Source organism: [Clostridium] polysaccharolyticum (assembly GCF_900111595.1).
Taxonomy (GTDB): domain Bacteria; phylum Bacillota; class Clostridia; order Lachnospirales; family Lachnospiraceae; genus Clostridium_AI; species Clostridium_AI polysaccharolyticum.
Genome location: NZ_FOHN01000015.1, coordinates 1 through 20,668 on the forward strand (window position 1 = coordinate 1; position 20,668 = coordinate 20,668).

Consider the following 20,668-nt stretch of genomic DNA (forward strand, 5'->3'; position numbering starts at 1 on the left):
GGTATAAAACAAAACCTAAAAAGCTGATTGGAGCAAACCAGCCTATGCTGTTAGGATTTGAACATGGTGAATTATCATTAGAACAAAGAAATGCGGTTATGGTTTGTGCTTATAGGTCACTTGAAAAAAAGAATAAGATGGAATTATATGAGACTTATGAGATAAATGAAAGACATGTAAAAGAATAAGAAAAAACTTAAAAGTGCTATACCAGAAACGTGTAGCACTTCTTTTTCTGATTTACTAGATAAGAAATGTTATCACATTAAGTTAATTATTACTGAAAAGAGATGTGCACGAATGGGTAAGGAAGTCAGTCGCTAAAAAACAGCAACACCTGTTCGGCATTGCAACCAAGATTGCATTAGAAAAGTCTCTTCTCCCTCAAGATTGAGAGTGCGAGGACACTTTTTTCCTATTGAGAATCCCTTCTAAACATGATAAAATGGCAAAAAAACAATTTACAAGGAGAACAAAAATGAGTGTAAAAACAGATAAATTTGTAGAAATAGCAAGTAAGAACCATCAGAGCGGGTACAACTGCTGTCAAGCTGTTGTATGTGCATTCTGCAAAGAATTAGGGTTAGATGAAGATATGGCATTCCGTATGGCAGAAGGATTTGGAAGTGGAATGGGTGTTCAGTCTACCTGTGGAGCTGTTACAGGAGCCATTATGCTTGCAGGCCTGAAAAACAGCCAGGGAACAGACAATGTAACAACAAAAGGGGCTACATATAAAATGTCCAAAGAAATTATTGCAGAATTTGAAAAAATGAATGGATCTTCCATCTGCAAAGAGTTAAAAGGAATTGAAACTAGGCAAGTACTTCGTTCCTGCAGCGGATGTATTGAAGATGCCGTTCGTATCGCGCAGAAAGCAGTATTTGCAAGTGAAGAATAGATTTCTTTACAAAATCCTCAGTTTCGTGTAAAAAAAGTTTTTTATGCTTGAATTGTCGAAACAATGCCGTATAATGGTATGGTGAGGATGAGTAAAGGAGAATGCAAAAAAATGAATAACGGACTTTTTAAACCAAATGAAATTATTGAAAACAACTTAAATGAGGCTTCAGGAAAAGTAGGACAGCCATTTTATAAAGTTGTATTACTTGGTTTGTTAGCAGGTGCATTTATTGCAATTGGTGGAGAAGCTAGTAATGTAGCAGTACATGGAATGACAAATGCGGGACTTGCGAAAACGGTAGCAGGAACCATTTTCCCAGTGGGACTTATGTTAATCCTGATTATTGGAGGACAATTATTTACAGGTAACTGTCTTCTGTTTATGGGAGCAGTGGATGGACGTATTACCTGGCATAAAATGCTTTTAAACTGGTTAACAATCTTTTTTAGTAACTTTTTGGGTGCAATTATCGTTAGCTTTCTTGTGTTTCAGTCAGGCCAGTTTGATATGAGTGGTGGACAGCTTGGTGCCTATACAATCAAAGTAGCTGCTGGTAAAGTACATTTAAGTGCCATGCAGGGCGTAACATCAGGTATCATGTGTAATATCATTGTTTGTGGTGCTGTGCTTATGGCGGCAGCAGCAAAAGATATCGGTGGCAGATGTTTCGCTATCTTCTTTCCTATTTTCGCTTTTGTAGTATCTGGTTTTGAGCATTGCGTTGCTAATATGTATTATTTAACAGCGGGCTTTATGGCAAAATCTAACGATGCTTATGCTGCACAGGCAAAAGAAGTATTTCATTTAACAGATGCACAGATTGCAGATATTAATATTCAAAACATATTTGTGAAGAATCTGCTTCCCGTTACAATTGGCAATATAATCGGTGGAGCACTTTTTGTTGGTGGTATTTTCTATATTATCTTTGGCATGAAAAGCAAAAAGAATGCATAGAAAATATGTCGAAACCTGAAGGTAATAATTTTCACTGTAGAAACACATACTAATAAAAATTTTAATAGGAGGTTTCTATGGCGAAAAAAGGAATGAGACGACCTGATGGTCCAGAACATACCCATAATGAAGCAGCAGATGTGGGTGAAATTCAAGGGAAAGCAAAGACAGGAAATGCCAAGGCAGGTCCTATTCATGCACCAGACTGGGCTAGAGATGACTATAAAACAGGTGATAAGTTTCAGTAGCAGACAGGAGGTTTCGTTATGCCAAAGGATAGTCAGCCAGATAACAAAAAAGCAAGAATGGAAAAGTGTAATGGGCAGATTCCTATTACACAGGAAAATATGAATAAAAATCCTAATGCCAAACGAAAATCCATTGCACATAATGATGTGTAGAATAGGATTGAATTGGTTTGTAAAAGCAGAGTATGTACTAGATACTAGGAACAGTTTAAAATATAAAAAATGCCTTCCGATTAGTTTTAGCCGGAAGGCATTTTTTATAATATTCTGTTACATAAACATAATTACTGCTGGGTGATATCCACTGAGAATCTTTCCATTGCCTGTTCTTTTACAGCGGCAGCTTCGTCTTCTTTTCCAACAGATAGGAGAACATTATAAAGGTCACTGTAATTATCTGCTGTGCCAGTTTCTAAGGATTCACGAATTAACGCAATCCCTTTATCTGTTTCACCTTTCATAAAGGTAGCCAGTCCAAGTCCTTTTTTGGCATTGTTATAGGAAGCATCCTTGTCAAGAATGCCTTGATTAATTTCAATACAGGAATCAAAATCTTTTATCTGGTAATGAAGGAATGCGAATAAATCCTGATAGTGCAGATTTTCAGGATCTAATTCAATTAATTTTTTAGTAGCCAGAATAGATTGCTGATAATGTCCGTTGCCAGCACAAGACTGTGCAAATTCCGTTAATTCCTTTTTATCATCACAAGCATTAATTGTTTCAACACATTCCCTCATATCATAATGATATGCACAGTATTCGTTTTCACTGTATATGTCTCCGCCATATGTAAATCTTGTGTTAGTACATCCTCCAAGACAGGTATCTCCGTACACACAGTCATGACAGAAGCCTTTTAAATCTTTCTTTTTTAACTGGCGGTTCCATTTAAAGCTGTCAGGGGATTCCCAGATTTCTTTTAAAGGTGTTTTACGGATATTTCCCTCAATGTATTCTTTTCCACGAATGGAAGTGCATCCGATAATGTCACCATTGCAAAGAATACCGATGGAATGTTTTCCAGCATGACATCCTTGCCAGCATGATTTAGAACCATAAACAGCTTCACGTAATTCAATTTCTTTTACTGTGAAATAACCAACACAGTCAGCAGGACACATTTTAATTGGACCGTCTTTTTTGGAATGACAGAAGTCAATAATCTGGGCTGGACGTTCTTTTTCTAAGTAAAGGTCTTTATGGTGCGTGAAGTTTCCCATAGGCAATGCAAGCTGTACCTGCCAGATATTAACACCTGCTTTTAAGAAATCCTGATACATATCTTCTAATTCGTTGAAGTTCCCTTCATGGATTGTTGTAACAACACAGGCATTCATGCCAGCATTACGGATTTTACCCATATTTGTAATGTTACGTTCGTAAGAACCAGGCCTGCGGATTGTATCGTGGGTTTTTTGTATACCGTCAACACTGATACCGATTGTCTGAATACCAGCATCCTTGGCTTTTTGGATTAAGGCATCATCCATAAGCCATCCATTGGTAATCATAGATGTGGCAATTCCAAGGTCTGTTAATTTTTTGGCTATGGTATCCCAGTCATCACGTAATGTTAATTCACCACCAGAAAGAGTGATAAACTGCATGCCTAGATCGGCAAGCTGCTGACATAGATCTAGTGCCTCTTCTGTATTTAATTCATCGTCTTGTTTTTCTTTACAGGAAGAACCACAGTGCTGGCATCGCATATTGCATGCCATGGTCATTTCCCAAACCCCACCTAATAAATTATATTCCATACTTTTACTCCTTTTTTTATGTATTAATTAGTTCCCTATAAATAACATTAACATATTGTAACAGAATTGGCAATGAAAAAACAGCAATGGAATTTATGAACAAGTAATTGACAATCTTTTGGATTTACGATATGTTATAATTGTACAGTTGGTGTACAAATTAATCAAATAGGAGGTGAAAATTATGAAAAAATTACAAGATTCCATGAAAAAATTTGACGAAAAGTATGTGAAAGTTGAAGCTTTATCCGCTGAGGATAAAAGTGGTACATATGGTGGTACAAAATATGTTTTAAAATATGGAGTACCTCCAATATTAAAATATGGTGTGCCAGATTTCCCTATTACATCTAAATATGGAGTACCAGTAGTGGCAGAATATGGAGTACCTAGTATTAAATTGATGTATGGAGTACCACAAAACTTAGATTTTGAATAATCAGAAAAGTCCTGTCTGTTTTACAGACAGGACTTTATAGAATAGAGGTTTATATGGGATATTATTGTGAAAAACAGCATGATGTATCAGATTGCGCAGCAGCATGTCTTGTTTCCATAGCGCATTATTACGGGTATCATTTCCGTGTGGCGAAGGCAAGAGATCTTTCAGGAACGGATTTAAATGGAACAAATATTGATGGCATTCTAAGGGCAGCTAAAGCAATTGGTTTAGATGGAGATGCGATCCGCTGTAATAAATATGCGTTATTATCATCCCAGATTACATATCCTTGTATCGCACATGTAATAGTGAATAATCACCTGTACCATTATGTAGTCGTATATAAGGCAACAGAAAAATACATCTGGATTGGGGATCCAGCCAGGGGTGTTTTGAAAATAAAGTTAGAAGATTTTTTGGGAGAGTCAGAAAATGAAGTAAATGGTGTTCGCTATAAGTGGACAGGAGTTCTGGTAAGATTTCAAAAAGGTGAAGGGTTTGTAACCAATAAAAGTACAACCAAAGCGTTCTTCTGGAACCTGATTATGAGAGAAAAACGATTATTAACAGGAGCACTGATATTATCAGCAGTATATTCCGTACTGGGATTAAGTGGCTCTCTTTATTATAAATTATTACTGGATTCTGTTCTGCCTCATCAGAAAAAAACATTGCTTACCATGTTTTCGGTAGGAATCCTGTTGACATATCTGCTTCAATTCGGTCTGAATATGCTTCGATCTTTTTTGATACTGCATCTAAGCAGAAAAATAGAACTGCATCTTCAGACATCTTATATGAATAAGGTATTAAAGCTCGGCATGCATTTCTTTGAAAGAAGAAAAGCTGGTGATTTAGTAAGCAGGTTTCGAGATGCAGACAATGTGAAGGAAGCAATCTCAACAGTAGTCATAACCCTTGTAGTAGACGGAATATTAGTTCTGGTGGGAATGGCTGTCTTATGGCGTGTCCATTTGGCAATGTTTATTTGGGCGATTGTTACGATTGCATTTTATTTGCTTCTGGTATCACTGTTTAATGATAAATTCGAGCGTTATAATACTATGTGGATGGAATATGGCAGTGAACTGTCATCTAATCTCATTGAAACATTTAAAGGAATTGAAACGGTTAAAGCGTACAACCTAGAAGCACAGATGAAGAAGAATAACGAAAAGAGCCTTAAGAAACTGTTAGACTGTGTACTGCATTATGGACAGGATATTACCTTGCAGGCTACAATGCAGCAAGTATTTGACTTGATTGGCGGTGTGGTTATTTTATGGATTGGCGGGATCAATGTAATGGATGGAAAAATGACTGTTGGCCAGTTAATGCTGTATTATTCCCTGTTCCAGTATTTTTCAGGACCAATCATTAGCATTGTGAATATGCAGCCTAAAATCCAGACTGCAATTGTAGCTGGAAACCGTATTAATGAGGTTTTGGAAATGAGCGATGAGGAAGAGCAGGAAGAGAAGGATGCTGTAGTATCTGGGGACATTTGCTTTCAGGATGTAACATTTGGTTATCGACTGGATGTTACACATGTAGATCACGTGAACTTGAAAATCAGGCAGGGAGAAAAAATTGCTGTTATTGGTGAAAATGGTTCTGGAAAGTCAACGTTATTCAAACTGCTTCTCGGATTTTATCCAGTGGATCAAGGCAGAATTACGATTGGTGGAACGGATATTGTAATTCTTGGATATAAAAGTGTCCGTGCCAATATAGGATATGTAAATCAGGAAACATTCTTTTTTAGTGAAAAGATAAGGGATAATCTGCTTTACGGGACAAAGGATGTCTCTGAGGAAAGGATGATTCAGATATGCAAGCTTATAAAGGCACATGATTTTATTGAATCACAGCCTTTTGGATATGATACGGTATTACAGGAAAGCGGTTCCAATCTTTCTTCAGGACAAAGGCAAAGACTTGCTTTAGCTAGGGCTTTATTAAAGAATCCTGAGATTCTTGTATTAGATGAATTTACGAGCAATATTGATTCTGAGACAGAAAAGGATATCAAGCATATTCTTTATCATGAATTTAGAGAGAAAACAGTTATTTTCATTACGCATAAGATACAGACTTTCTCTGATTGCGATGCCATATACCGTATGGAGAAGGGAAAATTGGAAAAAGTGGAAATGCACAAAACAGAGTAAAAAATCACGGTATGGATAATAAGGGTGATGATTGACAAATAATTCGATTTATACTATGGTAGTATTATACCGTCAGGTATATATGAAATTATATTAGGAGGTGAAAAAGATGAAACATTTAAAAGACTCTTTGAAAAAAATGGACGAGAAATATGCGGCTATTGAAACATTATCTTCTAAGGAATTACAAAATACATATGGTGGAAGTGCAACTGCAATTAAAGTAAATGACGTAACAGTAAGCAAAAAGGTAAAACCAGGAATCCATATTTGTTATGGAGTGCCAACAATTCCTGAAAATCTTGCATAATAATAGTGATGTCGTTATTAACATTATTTATGTGGAATAAAAGCCTATACAGCCTAGAAACAGGAGTCTTTGTTACATCAAAAACACGCAGTTTATGTTAACGTAATACTATCAGTAATAGACTTCCAGACATTATTTTGCTTATAAAACAGTTTATAGTGTAAGGAAGCAGGCAGCCTGCCATTGCCACTAAAACCAAATGTTGTGGCACTATTTTCATTAATACAAGCATTATAAGTTTCTGGGATAAGGATAATCTCGGAATTTTCTAGGCTTTTGCTTGCACACCAGATAGAAGAAATAGAAATTTCTTTTACGTCTAACACAAGTTTCCAGTCAGAAATGCTCTGGGAACTTGTGTTTTTTAATGTAAAGTTCATATTATAGCCACCATCCCAGCCTTTTCCATCAGCTGTAATCTTAAGACTGCTATCAGATGGGACTTCAGGAGCTTTTGATGGTTCCTTAACAGGCTCCTTAGATGGAGCAGCAGAAGGAACAGGCGATGGCACTGGTGTAACCGCTTCTGTTATTACAGGTTCAAAAATCCATTTCTGATTGGCACCTGTTGTTGAAGTCCACTGGCAGACATTGGTGCCATCTGCTGTATAGAAGCCAGTAACATCAATGGATTTGGTACCATTACTTGCCAACGTACGAATCGTATAAACATCTTTCGTATCAGTGGAAGAAAGCAAGAACTTCTGAGGTGTATGTCCCTGGGATTTATATATTTCAACATTAGTTCCATCTTCATTTTCACCACGGAAAATATCTAGCATAAAATCTCCTAATGCACTTTTTAAAGTAATAGCTCCATCTGAAGTATTGCTTAGGTACCATTTCTGCCCATCTAAGCTGGAAAATGAGCCGATTTCAACATTCTGGGTATCAGCTCCCACGTTATCTTTTACCTGAAGGTATTTAGAGGAATGTACATTTTTCAATCGATACCAGCCTTCTTTTAAAGTGGCAGCAGGAGCAAAGGAGGGACTTGGAGCAATACTTGGTGTAGTACCAGCTGCTACTCCAGGTACTTGCATATCTCCGTAAATGACACTGTTAAGGCTGTTTCCATTCCATCCAGCACCAATGGCGAATAGCCTGTTATTCTGTAATGGGACAAGACAGCGGGAATAGCTTGTGCCAATGACACAGTTTACCTGCTGCCAGCTGCCAATACCACTATTTCCATTTATGTAAATATTATTTGAACCAGCACAGCTTAAAATGGTCATGTTGTTAAGAACACAGTTGTAAGGACAGCCAGAGTTGCCAAACTTAGTACCAGTACTTGTGACATTCCATTTTTCAGCGTCGGAAGAAATCTGGTAATAGGCACCGCCGATTCCTACAATTTCATAGGTCATAATATAGTTTCCATTTGGCATACGGGATACCACTGCCATTCCGGGACGCTGTGTTTTATCGGTTAGTGCGACATCATTTACAACAAAACTCCAATGGATACCGTCAGCTGTTGTCTGGTGAACCAGTTTCTGGCCATGATTTGGGTCACGTTCATCGGAATAATAGCAGATAAGTTTATGGTTGGCAACCAGAAGGCAAGGTTCCCAGATGGGATCACCACCAGGCCATGCCGCTTTTCCTTCGGCAATGGTGCTTACATAAGTCCAGTTTTTTCCTTCGTCGTTGCTCTTATAAAGGTCAATTTCGCAGAAAGAACGGTCATAAGGAAGTACAAGTCCTGCACATAGCAAAGTACCAGCAGGCATAGAACCCACTGCTTCAGGAAGCTCATAAAGATGAGGTTCCCATCTCATACCTACATTTTTATGGGTATCTTTTACCTCTCCAGCTTTTTTCCAGCTTGCACCATTATCAATACTCTGGAAAATAGGAAATACAGAGACTCCAGTGGTGTATTGTTCAAAGGTTGCATACATTTTTCCACTGCTGGCCTGTATGGCACGGGCATAAAGAACTCCTGGTGCTGGCACTCCCTGTGGAGCTTTGTAAAGAGTAGAAGGACCATATGCCGATACCGTTGTAACAGTAGATGCAATGATAAGGATACATGCAATGAAAAATGAAAAAACAGATTTAAATTTTTTCATGGGAAATACTCCTTTCGGTTTAATTCATTCAATTGTCCATTCACAATTGAAATAGGAATGGATTGGATCAGGTTTTTGATGTATCCATAAGAATCCTGTGAAAATTCTGTATAGGCTTATTATATTGTAACTGTTTTTGGGGGAAGGTTCAATTGTGGGAGTGTAAGATGCTTGATAAAAAGACGAAAAGACACCACACCAGTCTCCTGATGCAATGTCTTTTTTATTCATATCATATTCCATTAGCTTAATAAAAATGATACCTGACCATTTCTATTGGAACCCTGTAACCCGAAAGTGATGCTTTGTCCACTGCCGATTGCAGCATTCCATGACATTGGTGTGATTACATAATAATCGCCACTTTCTGCAATGTTTACACACCAGGAATTATTAATCTTCATATCGGATTTCTTTACTTTGATCTGCCAGTTGTTTACGGTTGCACCTTCATTTTTAAGAGTAATCTGATATTCGAAGCCTGAACCCCAGTCATTTAATACAGGCACTACTTTTAATCCACCAGCAGAAGGTGCATAAGAAGGTGCTGCAGAAGGTGCATAAGAAGGTTTCTGGCTAGGTGCTGCAGAAGGTCTCTGACTAGGTGCAACGGAAGGTGCTGGTCTTGAAGTTTTGTCAGATTTTGCTGGAGTACCATTAACGTGTTTCATAATTGTCTGGATGATTGCTGGGTCTTTCCACTGAAGATTACTACGATCTATGTACTGATGTGCTTCGCCTGCGTCAGATGGGTTGTAGTAAATATTGTTATCCCATAAGCAAAGGGCAATGTTGTTATATCTTTCAGCAAGGCTCCAATAGTAGTCAGCCCATTTTACTCTTTCAGATGTATTGTTTTTGTTAGATGCACCCATTTCGCCGATTACAACTGGTGTTCCCTTAGATAGGAATTTACTTCCTAAATCAGAGAATAGGGAATCAAGAGCAGATCTGTCAGTAAAGGTGTTAGTTCCATTTGCATTAAGAGCAAAATCATATGGTGTGTAAGCATGTACAGACACAATTAATCTTCCAGATGCGGAATCTCTAGGAAGTTTAAAGGAATCTACCATACATCCATCATAAGAAGCATCGTAACCTGGAACCATGACACATCTTGTTGCGTTGTTACCGCCTGTTGCACGAATGGCATCTAAAGCTACCTGATTATAATCATTGATACAAGAAATAGCTTCTCTTACAGCATTACTTGGATTATTACGAGGGAACCACCATTCATCACTTGTGCCTACAAGTCTTGGCTCGTTCATTGTTTCAAAAATTAAGTGGGAATCATAATTTTTAAACTTATTGCCCACCTGAGTCCAGATGGATTTGAAGTATTTTTCGGACTCATATTTCCTTGCATTTGTTGGGGAATAATAGTTTGTATCATGATGTGTATTTAAAATTACATACATACCATTGTCGATACAGTAGTCAACTACTTCCTTAACACGTGACATCCAGAAATCTGGAATCTGGTAGTTGGAACCAGTTGTGTACTGTCCCCATGAAACAGGAACTCTGATTGTGTTGAAGCCAGCAGCACCTACTGCTTCAATTAATTGTCTTGTTACAGCAGGATTTCCCCAGGCTGTTTCATTAGAACTTCTTGCTGGAGCTGATGTTCCAGTAGCATCTAATGTGTTACCGATGTTCCATCCGGCTGTCATATCGGCTACAACTTCTGTAGCGGTTTTGTTGGTTGTGCTTTCAGCGTCTACCTTTACGGCTTTGTTAGGAAATGATCCAACTACTAACATAGCGGATAATGCTAATGCAGCTACGGTACGGAACGCTTTAAAACTTGATTTTCGCATTTGTACTCCTCCTTTTGTTTGTTATATAAAAATTATAAAATCATAATATAATATAGTCAATTGTATATAGATATTTACTATTATTTTTGTTATATATAGCATTGCATTAGGTCATTTTTGTGCAATAAGCAAATACTTGCTTTTTTTAAATGGGACAGTTTTGTTAAATATGCTACTAAATATATGAGAAAATTTACCAATAATTTGTGAAATAAAAACAGAAGTGACATATAAGTCTAAATTAGTTTACTTTTTAGCTGTCAATATCTTTTACAATAAGACAATTGACATAAAGATACAATTATAGTAACTTATAAATAAAAATACGTTATAAGAGGTAAAAACTAGTGAGTGAAAAGTTATATTTCAATACATATAAAATATTTGAAGAACAAGAGGATAAGTATATTTATCTAATCGATAGTAATGAGATATTTCAGATTGATGACAGAACTTATCAGCTGATAAAACAAGAGGGAAAGACCATTGCACAAGCAAAAGAGAATGTAAAATCCCTTTTTTCCAGCGAAGAGTTTGAAGAAGTTATAAGTGATATGAGAGAGGCTAAATTTATATGTAGCAGCCAGGCAGGAGAACGAGAAGAGAATCAGGAATTACTTCAAAATGAGAATATACTATCCATTACGATTCTTTTAGTGCAGGAGTGTAATCTGCGATGTACTTATTGTTATGGCGAAGGCGGAGAATATTTTGACAGAGGAAAGATATCCTTAGAGACTGCCAGAAAAGCAGTAGACTTTCTAATTGAGCAGTCAGGTACTGAGAAGGATTTATCAGTTGCATTATTTGGCGGTGAACCGTTAATTGCTTTTCCGTTAATTAAGGAATTAGTGCCGTATATAAGGAAAAGGGAAAAGGAAGCGGACAAGAATATTTATATTAGCATGACATCTAACGGTACCTTAATAAATGATGAGATTGAAAAGTATCTAATCGAGAATCAGATTGGAGTACAGATAAGTATTGATGGTGACGAGGAAACCCAGAATGAAAACAGATTTTATGCCAATAAGCGAGGCTCTTATCAGGATGTAATAAAAAATACATCAAGTATGAGGAAAAAGGGACTTTTGTCAGCCAGAGCAACCATGACTAGCAAGAATATTAATATGAGTGAAATTTTTTATCATCTGGATTCACTGGGATTTGGTTCCATAGCATTTGCACCTGCATATAACCTTTTGTCAGAAGAGGATTACGAGAAATTAGCGGATGAGGAAGTGAAATTCATAGGCGAATTCGAAAGGCTGATTAAGGAAAAACAATATGATAAAGCGCTCAAAATGAAAATACTGTTAAGTAATCTGGTAAGAATTCACAAAGGTCTTTCGCGTTCAATGGCTTGCGGAGTTGGAAGAAAGTCATTTGCAATTGATATACATGGTGATGTCTATCCATGCCAGCGTTTCGTCAATAGCAAGGAGTATAAATTAGGCAGTGTTTTAGATGGTAAAGTGGACAATATGAAATTCAAATCGGAAATTGTATTATCAAGCCATGAACAGTGTAAAAACTGTTGGGCAAGAAATCTATGTGTAGGCGGATGTCCTCATGAAAATTATATGGTGACTGGTAAGGTAATGGAATCACCTAAGAGAATATGCAATCTTTATTTAAAAAGATTCGAACATTTAATTAAAGTTTATATAAGGCTGACGGAGAAAGAAAAACAGAAGCTTGGACTAATAAGAGAGTAATTTGAAGGGAGGTGATACAAGTGTTTAAAAGACTAAATGAAAAATGTGATGAAAAAATCATCGGTACTGGCGGAAATTTATGGTGTGTAGTTTGTGATTCAACAGACCATGATGTCTGCAGTTCTTGTGATAATTTTGTTGACAGCCGTCACGGATGCAGATTCCACTTCGATTAATATTGCCAAGTACATAATTATCAATGGGGGATTTTCATTTGAGATTCCCCCATTTTTTAAAGGAGAAAAACATTGAAGGCTATAAAAAACGGAATAAATCTATTGAAAAACTGGATTGAGATGCTAGAGGTGAATCGAATCCGCCTATTCTCATTAATTTTTCTTTTGATTGCCAGTACCATAGTAGAATCCTGTCAGCCACTGTTATTTGGTCGTTTAATTGACAGCCTGCACCATCGTAATAAGCTCATTATACTGATTCTCATAATTGCAGGGATTGATATTATGGGAAATTTTTTAAATTATATTACCCAAAGGGTTCAATTTGTGCTTTCCATACATATTGAAGCAAATGCAAAAAAGAGAATTTTTAGGAAAATACTGAATATGCCCTATGAAAAATTCGTTCATGTTGAAAAAGGAAAATTAGTTAACACGCTGCAAAAGGACGCAGAAGTTTTTTTTAGGATATTAACATTAATCGTTTCTCTTGGAGTGGATATCGCATCTGCGTTAGCTACGGCAGTAATTATGATCGGAATAAACTGGAAACTTACATTGCTGTTTCTTGGTACCTTCCCTATTAACATATTTTTATTTAAAAAATTTGGTTTGAAAATTAAGGAGAAAACAAAAGAGAGTAAATCAGTCACGGATAAATACCTGACATTTGTCAATGAAGTACTGGTAAATATGAAGACAATCAAGTTGTTTGGAGCCAATCAGTTTGCAGAGGAGTATTTTGAGGATAAGGTTACCAAAACCTATCGTTGTCTGGACCAGAGAAATGAGTACAATCGAAAAGGTTCCCTGCTTATTCAGATGATTAATTCATTCATCGGTATTCTTATTATCGTATTAGGTATTTTGCAGATATTTTATGGAAAGTTAACGGTAGGGGGACTTGTGTCATTTCGGACCTATTCTAGTTCCTTAAGTAAGTATTTATTAAGGCTTTCGATGGTGAATGCGGATGTTCAGGAAATAAAAGTATCCCTTGATAGAGTACAGGCAATCATAGAAAAAACGGAAAACGAGCCTGAAATGCCGGAGAATCAAAACTATGAAACCTGTTTTTCAAAAGAGGTTCAGTTAGAAGATATCTCCTTTGGATATGAGCCTGATGTGCTGGTTTTAAATCATGTAAATGCATCATTTGGGCAGAATCAAATGGTTTCTATAGTGGGACAAAATGGAAGTGGAAAATCAACTATTTTAAATTTATTAAGTAGTTTATATAGAAGTTACCAGGGAAATATTTATCTTGGAGATGTGGAATTGCGGAATATTCCACCGATGGCATTATATAAAAACGTATGCTATATTTTCCAGCAGACATCCTTGTTTACATTAACATTGAGAGAGAATCTGCTGATAGGAAATGAGAATGCAACAGATGAAGATATTAAGGAAGCCTGTAAAAAGGTATCATTATGGGAGTTCATAAAAACCCTCCCAGATGGACTTGATACAGTCATTGGGGACAAGGGAATTCTCCTGTCGGAAGGGCAGAAGCAGAAGATGGTAATTGCAAGAGGCATGCTGGCTGATGCAAAAATATATCTTCTAGATGAGATTACTGCGAACTTAGATGCAGAAAGTGAACTGCAAATCTGTAATGTAATCAGACAGTTGAAAGAACATAAATTAATTATAAATGTTTCGCATCGTCCAAAACTGTTGGAAATTAGTGACTACATATATGAATTAAATGATGGAAGCTTGATAAAGCAGGAAAGATAGTGTTTCTCATATGAGATAGAAATGGAGACAGGAAGGTTAAAGTAGTTATCATTCTCTCTGTCAATAGATTCAGCACTCTGGAATAATTTATATTAATTGACCAAAATTCCCCAATGGATTAAAATAGATTTAGCAAGAGTTATTGCATTGAATAAAAAGGAGAAATGTGAGATGAGAGATTTTACAAAGTACTTTTTAATGATTCAAGAAGATGATCCAGAGACAACAGAAAAAATAATTATTGAATACACAATTTTAAAAACCAAAGGGACTGAACCAGGAAAGATTGACTGGGATGTGGATTCTATGAAAGCAAAAATTCCTTTGGAACATGGAAACTTAAATCATGTATGTCAGGTTACAGATGGAAAAGGGAATCGGTTATACATAAAACAGGCAGGAGATACTCTTCGTATTTCAGAAGACATGACAGCGACACTTGACCGGAACAGACAGGAATCAGAGATCCTTAAGCTAGAGGAGGCTATGGCACCTGGAATGGTTCCTCATATCTATTTTTATGATACGGTAATGTGTGCATGTGGTATGGAAGACTGCAGCGATTATGAAGTTATGAGAAATGGGATGCTAGCGCATAAAATGTATCCGAAGTTTGCTGAGGACATTTCCAGTTTTCTGGTAAAAACCCTCTTGCTTTCTAGTGATATTGTGATGGATCATAGAGAGAAGAAAGAACTTGTCCGCAAATTCATCACACCTGATCTGGATGACATTACAGAAAAGCTTGTGCTCATGGAACCATATCTTGGAGCAGAACGAAATAATATCTTTGCACCGAATAGGGAATTTATTCAAAAGGAACTCTATGAAGATGAAGCACTTCATCTAGCTGTTGCCAAGCTGAAGTTCAAATTTATGACAGATGCACAGGCACTGCTTCATGGAGACTTACATACAGGATCGGTATTTGTAAAAGATACCGAAACCAAAATATTTGATTGCGAATTTGGTACTTACGCACCTATGGGATATGATATTGGAAATGTTGTAGCAAATCTGATTTTTGCTTATGTGAACGGACTATCCACCGAGGATAATGGGTTCTGTGACTGGACATTGAAGACAATAGAAGAAACCATAGATCTGTTTGTGGCAAAATTTGAAAAAATGTATGATGAAAAAGTCACAGAGCCAATGGCACAGGTAAAGGGATTTAAACAATGGTATATTGAAAATATCCTAAATGATACAGCAGGCTATGCAGGAACAGAACTTCATAGAAGGACTGTCGGGATGGCAAATGTCGTTGATGTAACGAGCATTAAGGACGAAAAAAAGAGATTGCTTGCAGAAAGAATAAACATTCTTGCAGGAAAAGATTTTATCTTACATCAGGCTTCTTTCCGAAAGGGAATTGATTTTGTAAATGCAGTAAACAGAGCAGCGGAAGAAGCAAGAAAAACAATATAGCAGACTTTTGCTATAAGATAGGAGGCAACAGACAATGGATTACAAGTCAGATAAATTTTTTGAACAGGTGCTAACGGTTTCAATGGAAAAAGACAGACAGAGTATAAATATTATTGACCAGACATTATTGCCAGGAACCATTCGCAGAATTAATTTGAGTACAAAGGAAGAAATATGGGAAGCGATTAAGAAGCTGAGAGTCCGCGGGGCACCTGCTATTGGTGTCTGTGCAGCATATGGGATTGCATTGCTTGCATCCAGAATTCAGAAAGAGGATTTTTCCTCATTTTATCAAGAATTTGGAGAGCTGAAAAACTATCTGGCATCTTCCAGGCCAACTGCAGTTAATTTGTTCTGGGTACTTAATCGTATGGACAGCGCAGTGAAGAAAAATGAAGAGAAATCCGTTAATGAAATAAAAGAAATTCTGTTTAAGGAAGCGGCTGACATTCGGGAAGAAGATGTACAGATTAGCAGAAAGATCGGTGAATATGGTTTTGGACTTCTTAAAGAACGAAAAAAAGAAGGAAAAGAAATAGGGATTCTAACCCATTGTAATGCAGGAACGTTAGCCACTGCAAAATACGGGACAGCAACAGCACCTATGTATATGGCGCTGGAACATGGATGGGCTGGAGAGGAGCTGCATGTTTATTGTGATGAAACAAGACCTTTATTACAAGGAGCACGTCTGACAGCATTTGAACTGCATCATGCTGGAATTAAAGTAACCCTGCAATGTGATAATATGGCGTCCATTTTAATGAAATCTGGGAAAATCGACATTATTTTTGTGGGCTGTGATCGTGTCGCTGCCAATGGAGATGCGGCAAATAAGATTGGAACTTCTGGAGTAGCTATTTTAGCAAAGCATTATGGCATTTCTTTCTATGTGTGTGCACCAAGCTCTACAATTGATATGGAAACACCAGCGGGTGATAAGATTCCTATTGAACAAAGAGATGGAGATGAGATTACAAAGATGTGGTATAAGGAACGGATGGCTCCTGAAGGCGTGGATGTTTTTAATCCAGCGTTTGATGTGACGGATCATTCGTTGATTACTGGTATTATTACGGAAAAAGGAATATGCCATGCTCCTTATGATAAGGCATTTAAAGAACTAGGTATTGGAAGATAGGGATAGGAGAAAAAATATGAGCAATGAACAAAAAAAATATCCTTCGGATCAGGAAGCAAAAAATTTAATCCTGGAAGTTGGACGCCGTATGTATGAGAAAAATTATGTTGTTTCCAACGATGGCAATATTACTTGTAAAGTGTCTGATTATGAAGTGTGGGCAACACCAACTGGCGTAAGTAAAGGATTTATGAAAGAAGAGATGCTTAGTAAGATGGATCTGGATGGAAATGTAATAGAAGGTACCTATAAGATTTCAAGTGAAGTGAAGATGCATTTAAGAATTTATAAAGAAAATGAAGATATCCGTGCAGTAGTACATGCACACCCATTAGTGGCTACCTCATTTTCCATTGCTGGAATTCCGTTAGATAGCAGAACTTTAGCGGAAGGTGTTGTACAGCTAGGTGTTGTTCCGTGTACTCCATTTGCTATGCCAGGCTCCAATGATGTTCCGGATTTTGTTGCACCTTATTGCAAAGAGTACAATGCAGTATTACTTGGAAACCATGGGGCAGTTACCTGGGGGGATGATTTGATGCAGGCTTATTACAGAATGGAATCCCTCGAATATTTCGCTAATATCCTGCTCAATACCAGATATATTATTGGGAAAGCAAATGAATTTACAGATGAACAGGTTGATGGGCTTATAGCAATACGGCAGAGCCTTGGGATTAAAAGAGGAGGAAGACCAAGTTAAGGGGAGAAAATATAAGTTATAAAGAATCTCTTTAAGGAGCAATAAGAAGGAAGTTACATTCTTAGGGGGTTAATTATTGTAAAAATAAATAAAATTTGACAAAAATATCATATTAATATAAAATAATGCTATTATATATGATAGCATTAAGTAAAAGAAAGGAAGGTAAAGTAATAAATTTCAATCGTATACAAAAAAGGTTAGCCTGTTTGACATTAGCAGGTATTATGTTATGTGGAACTGAAATGACAGCTAAAGCAGCTATAAATGCTGATTCAAGTAATACCTACTATTATAAAAAAACATCTGATACCACAACAATATTTTTAGTATCACTTATTCAGTTAATTCTCTCATTTAATTCGTATTATAAAATACAGCAAAAGGACATGGGAATTCTTAAATATTATGGTTTTTCAACAAAGAGAGTACAAGAAATTTATCTTAGAGGATTAAACGTTTTTTTTCTTGCTGGTTTGTTGTTCTTAACTGCGTACATTGTAGCACTTTCTATTCTCACAGGAGTTGTAATTCATTACAGTAGTGTGATAATATTTATGCTTTCAATATGGATTATTTTAATTTTTCTACGATTTTGTATTAGCAAGAACATTGTTTGTAAATATGCTAAACGCAATATACTTTTTTTGCTCAAGAATTCCAAAGAAGTGGAATAAGTTCTAAAGACGTAAGCGACAACTCAGATATGCCTATGTTCTATTTACAAAATGGAACATGAAAAAAGCCTGAGGTCCCAAACAGAAACTGTTAGGGGCCTCAGGTTTTTTTATCGTATATTATAAAATACAGAACTATTTAATTTCATCTGTCTTAATTATGAATTTAACAGCACCGCCCATGGAATCAGATTTACCAGAGAATGAAGTGTACTGGTTACCTAGTTCTTTTAATGCGTCAAGACGGTCAAGAACACCTTTTAAATCACTGTTTACTGTGTTGTAAAGCTTTTGAATGCCGTCTTTATCGAAAGTTTTCATGCCGTCATGTAATGTTACAGAACCGTCATATAACTTTCCAATACCATCGGTTAATTGCACAGTTCCATCAGATAATTTGCTGCTGCCTGCAAGAAGCTGGCCAGATGCAGCAGATAACTGATTGACACCATTTTTCAGTGTAGCATTGTTAGCTGTTAATTTGTTGCCACCTGCAATTAAAGTCTGTCCACTGGATTTTAACTTGGAAGCACCTTGGCGTAATGCCTTGCTGTTAGAACCGAGTTTATTGGCACCACTAGTTAAAGCATTTAAAGCAGAAGGAAGCTGTTTTGTAGCTTCGGCAAATTTATTGGTACCTTGCTGCAATTGAGGAAGTGCACCCTGCAGTTTTGCAGCACCAGCACCAAACTTGGTGATGCCACCTTTTAACTGTTCTGCACCACCTTTTAACTGGCCTTTAGAATCAGTAGTATTCACTAATGCATGGATTCCTTTTCCTAATTGGGAATCACTAGAAGTAGAAGCTTTTAACTGGCTAATAGCTGTTTTCTGTTGTGTGGAAAGGGTTTCTAAGGAAGTAATGATTCCTTGTAACTGCTGTTTGGCAGCAGCATCATTTACTGCAGCTAAAGCAGCTTTTAAGCCAGTGATAATTGCTTGGTTTTTACTAAAACTTTCTTCTAATTGTGCTAAAGAGCTGTTGATCTGGCTAACACCACCTTCAATAGCAGTTAAACCATTGTGAGCAGCAGTAATACCATCAGATAAGCTGGAAGCACCATTAGATAGAGCAGTCATATTATCTTTGGAAGCAAGCTGGTTAATGCCGTCCATTACCTGGGAATAGCCATTGGACAGCGCTTTCAATTGGTCAGGCATTGCAGTTAAAGAGCCGCTTAATGTGCTGATGCCCGCAATTAAAGTATCTGCACCGTTTGTATAATCGGTGATGCCATTGCATAAGTCGCCAGCACCATTTACATATGCTTTGGTTCCGTTCACTAAAGTACTTACACCGTTGGTATATTCTGTGATACCAGTTTTTAAGGTATCAATACCCTTTGAGAATTTATGAATTCCATCTGCTAAGGCATCAACGCCGTCTGCAAATTCACCAGATTTATCTTTTAAAGTCTTTAAGCCGTCAGTTAAATCGCCAGAACCATCTACAAGTTTCTTAGAAGCATCCTTTAGATCTTCTAAATCTTTCTTTAAAGAATCCACATCGTAAATGTCATCTCCACTGAAATCATTTAACAGGTCAGAGGACGCATAAGTTAAAGTGGAACCCATTGTGAAATTGGTTACATCAGCTGTTAAAGTTACAGTGTCTGGTATGGTAAGGTTAATTTCTTTGCTTAAATCCAGGCTTTCTTGCATACCTGGCATACCATAGCCAACTGCAACCACTTTATCTCCATCAGATAAAATTCTGCCATTATCAATCTGTACATTGGCAAATGTCTCTGTAGGAAGTAATAGGGCAGTTGCCATAACAAATGGAGTGGAAAGTTCAGCACCTTTTCCATTTATAGTAGTTTTTTCTTTGGTGTAATTAGCATATTTAATCTGAATCTCTAAGGAACCGCTTTTACCAGCAAGTTCAGCAGGTTTGATTTTCTTGCCATCTAATTTATAAGTGAAGGTTACCCCTACTGGAAGGGAGTCAGAAGATTTTCCTTGGTAGTAAATATCTTCATTGCCTGTTTCCCATGTTATGTTAGAGCCGTTCTGGGTAAAGGTTTCGTTTCCTTTTGTATTTACAATATCCGTTAAATTGGAAATGTCAGATAAGGAGCCGTTTCCACCAGCATTTTTTAACCAGTCTGCAACAGTAATGTCAGAGATTGCACCACTTGGATCTGCAAGGGCATATACGGCCTCGTCCTTCCATAAACTATTTTGGCTTGAGGCATGGTTGTCTGCTATTTTGTTTCCAGCAGCTTTCACTTTAGCTGTTTCTGTAATAATCGTCTGGTTTTCTCTTACTGTTCCGTTTAAATTGCTGGCATAGGAAAATCCAGTTATGCCAACTCCTAAAGCTAAAGCAGCAGTAAGACCTGCAGTACATATTTTCTTAATTTGTCTATTTCGATTCATA

Annotated in this window: 19 protein-coding genes; 15 read left to right on the forward strand and 4 right to left on the reverse strand. The window is 37.0% G+C overall.

What is annotated here, in order from left to right:
* The 5 genes from BMY85_RS15655 to BMY85_RS16075 form a co-directional block, all read left to right on the forward strand.
* The coding region (locus BMY85_RS15655; RefSeq protein WP_177180739.1) for a hypothetical protein at nucleotides 1-188 on the forward strand (188 nt) is incomplete at its 5' end.
* A 290-nt stretch (nucleotides 189-478) separates the two neighbouring features.
* Nucleotides 479-901 carry a C-GCAxxG-C-C family protein gene (locus BMY85_RS09960; RefSeq protein WP_242939719.1) on the forward strand — a complete coding sequence of 141 codons (423 nt, stop codon included), beginning with the start codon at nucleotides 479-481 and terminating at the stop codon, nucleotides 899-901.
* Between the two features lie 111 nt (nucleotides 902-1,012).
* On the forward strand, nucleotides 1,013-1,861 hold the full coding sequence (locus BMY85_RS09965; protein ID WP_092478131.1) for a formate/nitrite transporter family protein: 849 nt from the start codon (nucleotides 1,013-1,015) through the stop codon (nucleotides 1,859-1,861).
* 77 nt (nucleotides 1,862-1,938) lie between these two features.
* Entirely contained in the window at nucleotides 1,939-2,109 is a 171-nt protein-coding gene (locus BMY85_RS15660; RefSeq protein WP_177180740.1) for a hypothetical protein, read from the forward strand.
* Nucleotides 2,110-2,127: 18 nt separating this feature from the next.
* Nucleotides 2,128-2,262 carry a hypothetical protein gene (locus tag BMY85_RS16075; protein ID WP_278280406.1) on the forward strand — a complete coding sequence of 45 codons (135 nt, stop codon included), beginning with the start codon at nucleotides 2,128-2,130 and terminating at the stop codon, nucleotides 2,260-2,262.
* A gap of 131 nt (nucleotides 2,263-2,393) precedes the next feature.
* Here BMY85_RS16075 and BMY85_RS09970 read toward each other — a convergent pair whose 3' ends face one another.
* The gene (locus BMY85_RS09970) at nucleotides 2,394-3,872 is read right to left on the reverse strand and encodes a radical SAM/SPASM domain-containing protein (protein WP_092478132.1); all 1,479 of its coding nucleotides are present in this window, start codon (nucleotides 3,870-3,872) and stop codon (nucleotides 2,394-2,396) included.
* A 184-nt stretch (nucleotides 3,873-4,056) separates the two neighbouring features.
* On the opposite strand from BMY85_RS09970, the gene BMY85_RS09975 reads away from it, so the two are divergent.
* The 3 genes from BMY85_RS09975 (at nucleotide 4,057) to BMY85_RS09985 (ending at nucleotide 6,795) form a co-directional block, all read left to right on the forward strand.
* Nucleotides 4,057-4,311: a hypothetical protein gene (locus BMY85_RS09975; RefSeq protein ID WP_092478133.1), complete on the forward strand. Its 255-nt coding sequence runs from the start codon at nucleotides 4,057-4,059 to the stop codon at nucleotides 4,309-4,311.
* A 53-nt stretch (nucleotides 4,312-4,364) separates the two neighbouring features.
* On the forward strand, nucleotides 4,365-6,485 hold the full coding sequence (locus tag BMY85_RS09980; RefSeq protein ID WP_092478134.1) for a peptidase domain-containing ABC transporter: 2,121 nt from the start codon (nucleotides 4,365-4,367) through the stop codon (nucleotides 6,483-6,485).
* Nucleotides 6,486-6,594: 109 nt separating this feature from the next.
* Nucleotides 6,595-6,795, forward strand: coding sequence for a hypothetical protein (locus BMY85_RS09985; RefSeq protein WP_092478135.1), 201 nt, complete (start codon nucleotides 6,595-6,597; stop codon nucleotides 6,793-6,795).
* Between the two features lie 92 nt (nucleotides 6,796-6,887).
* Here BMY85_RS09985 and BMY85_RS09990 read toward each other — a convergent pair whose 3' ends face one another.
* Complete coding sequence (locus tag BMY85_RS09990) at nucleotides 6,888-8,873, reverse strand: RICIN domain-containing protein (protein ID WP_092478136.1); 1,986 nt, start codon at nucleotides 8,871-8,873, stop codon at nucleotides 6,888-6,890.
* Nucleotides 8,874-9,115: 242 nt separating this feature from the next.
* A complete protein-coding gene (locus BMY85_RS09995) occupies nucleotides 9,116-10,696 on the reverse strand; it encodes a cellulase family glycosylhydrolase (RefSeq protein ID WP_092478137.1) in 1,581 nt (526 codons plus the stop codon).
* A gap of 347 nt (nucleotides 10,697-11,043) precedes the next feature.
* Between BMY85_RS09995 and papB the strand changes: the two genes are divergently transcribed.
* The 7 genes from papB to BMY85_RS10025 all read left to right on the forward strand — a co-directional run bounded on the left by papB (nucleotide 11,044) and on the right by BMY85_RS10025 (nucleotide 18,285).
* Nucleotides 11,044-12,414: a PapB family radical SAM/SPASM ranthipeptide maturase gene (papB, locus tag BMY85_RS10000; RefSeq protein ID WP_092478138.1), complete on the forward strand. Its 1,371-nt coding sequence runs from the start codon at nucleotides 11,044-11,046 to the stop codon at nucleotides 12,412-12,414.
* A 20-nt stretch (nucleotides 12,415-12,434) separates the two neighbouring features.
* Nucleotides 12,435-12,590 (forward strand): hypothetical protein, encoded by a 156-nt coding sequence (locus BMY85_RS15665; protein WP_177180741.1) that lies wholly within the window; start codon nucleotides 12,435-12,437, stop codon nucleotides 12,588-12,590.
* A 72-nt stretch (nucleotides 12,591-12,662) separates the two neighbouring features.
* Entirely contained in the window at nucleotides 12,663-14,333 is a 1,671-nt protein-coding gene (locus tag BMY85_RS10005; protein ID WP_092478139.1) for an ABC transporter ATP-binding protein, read from the forward strand.
* A 171-nt stretch (nucleotides 14,334-14,504) separates the two neighbouring features.
* Entirely contained in the window at nucleotides 14,505-15,764 is a 1,260-nt protein-coding gene (gene mtnK, locus BMY85_RS10010) for an S-methyl-5-thioribose kinase (protein ID WP_092478140.1), read from the forward strand.
* A gap of 34 nt (nucleotides 15,765-15,798) precedes the next feature.
* Nucleotides 15,799-16,905: an S-methyl-5-thioribose-1-phosphate isomerase gene (mtnA, locus tag BMY85_RS10015; RefSeq protein WP_092478141.1), complete on the forward strand. Its 1,107-nt coding sequence runs from the start codon at nucleotides 15,799-15,801 to the stop codon at nucleotides 16,903-16,905.
* Nucleotides 16,906-16,921: 16 nt separating this feature from the next.
* Nucleotides 16,922-17,608 (forward strand): class II aldolase/adducin family protein, encoded by a 687-nt coding sequence (locus BMY85_RS10020; RefSeq protein ID WP_092478142.1) that lies wholly within the window; start codon nucleotides 16,922-16,924, stop codon nucleotides 17,606-17,608.
* A 137-nt stretch (nucleotides 17,609-17,745) separates the two neighbouring features.
* A complete protein-coding gene (locus BMY85_RS10025; protein ID WP_143066362.1) occupies nucleotides 17,746-18,285 on the forward strand; it encodes a hypothetical protein in 540 nt (179 codons plus the stop codon).
* Between the two features lie 135 nt (nucleotides 18,286-18,420).
* Here BMY85_RS10025 and BMY85_RS10030 read toward each other — a convergent pair whose 3' ends face one another.
* Nucleotides 18,421-20,667 (reverse strand): hypothetical protein, encoded by a 2,247-nt coding sequence (locus BMY85_RS10030; RefSeq protein WP_092478144.1) that lies wholly within the window; start codon nucleotides 20,665-20,667, stop codon nucleotides 18,421-18,423.
* Nucleotide 20,668: the final 1 nt, after the last annotated feature.

Bases quoted from the DNA above. Each gene is read 5' to 3' on its own strand.
- BMY85_RS09960 (WP_242939719.1), top strand. From the start codon at position 479: ATGAGTGTAAAAACAGATAAATTTGTAGAAATAGCAAGTAAGAACCAT.
- BMY85_RS09995 (WP_092478137.1), bottom strand. From the start codon at position 10,696: ATGCGAAAATCAAGTTTTAAAGCGTTCCGTACCGTAGCTGCATTAGCA.
- BMY85_RS15660 (WP_177180740.1), top strand. From the start codon at position 1,939: ATGGCGAAAAAAGGAATGAGACGACCTGATGGTCCAGAACATACCCAT.
- BMY85_RS09975 (WP_092478133.1), top strand. From the start codon at position 4,057: ATGAAAAAATTACAAGATTCCATGAAAAAATTTGACGAAAAGTATGTG.
- BMY85_RS10025 (WP_143066362.1), top strand. From the start codon at position 17,746: ATGATAGCATTAAGTAAAAGAAAGGAAGGTAAAGTAATAAATTTCAAT.
- BMY85_RS09970 (WP_092478132.1), bottom strand. From the start codon at position 3,872: ATGGAATATAATTTATTAGGTGGGGTTTGGGAAATGACCATGGCATGC.
- BMY85_RS09965 (WP_092478131.1), top strand. From the start codon at position 1,013: ATGAATAACGGACTTTTTAAACCAAATGAAATTATTGAAAACAACTTA.
- BMY85_RS09980 (WP_092478134.1), top strand. From the start codon at position 4,365: ATGGGATATTATTGTGAAAAACAGCATGATGTATCAGATTGCGCAGCA.
- BMY85_RS09990 (WP_092478136.1), bottom strand. From the start codon at position 8,873: ATGAAAAAATTTAAATCTGTTTTTTCATTTTTCATTGCATGTATCCTT.
- BMY85_RS10030 (WP_092478144.1), bottom strand. From the start codon at position 20,667: ATGAATCGAAATAGACAAATTAAGAAAATATGTACTGCAGGTCTTACT.
- mtnK (WP_092478140.1), top strand. From the start codon at position 14,505: ATGAGAGATTTTACAAAGTACTTTTTAATGATTCAAGAAGATGATCCA.
- BMY85_RS10020 (WP_092478142.1), top strand. From the start codon at position 16,922: ATGAGCAATGAACAAAAAAAATATCCTTCGGATCAGGAAGCAAAAAAT.
- BMY85_RS16075 (WP_278280406.1), top strand. From the start codon at position 2,128: ATGCCAAAGGATAGTCAGCCAGATAACAAAAAAGCAAGAATGGAAAAG.
- BMY85_RS09985 (WP_092478135.1), top strand. From the start codon at position 6,595: ATGAAACATTTAAAAGACTCTTTGAAAAAAATGGACGAGAAATATGCG.
- mtnA (WP_092478141.1), top strand. From the start codon at position 15,799: ATGGATTACAAGTCAGATAAATTTTTTGAACAGGTGCTAACGGTTTCA.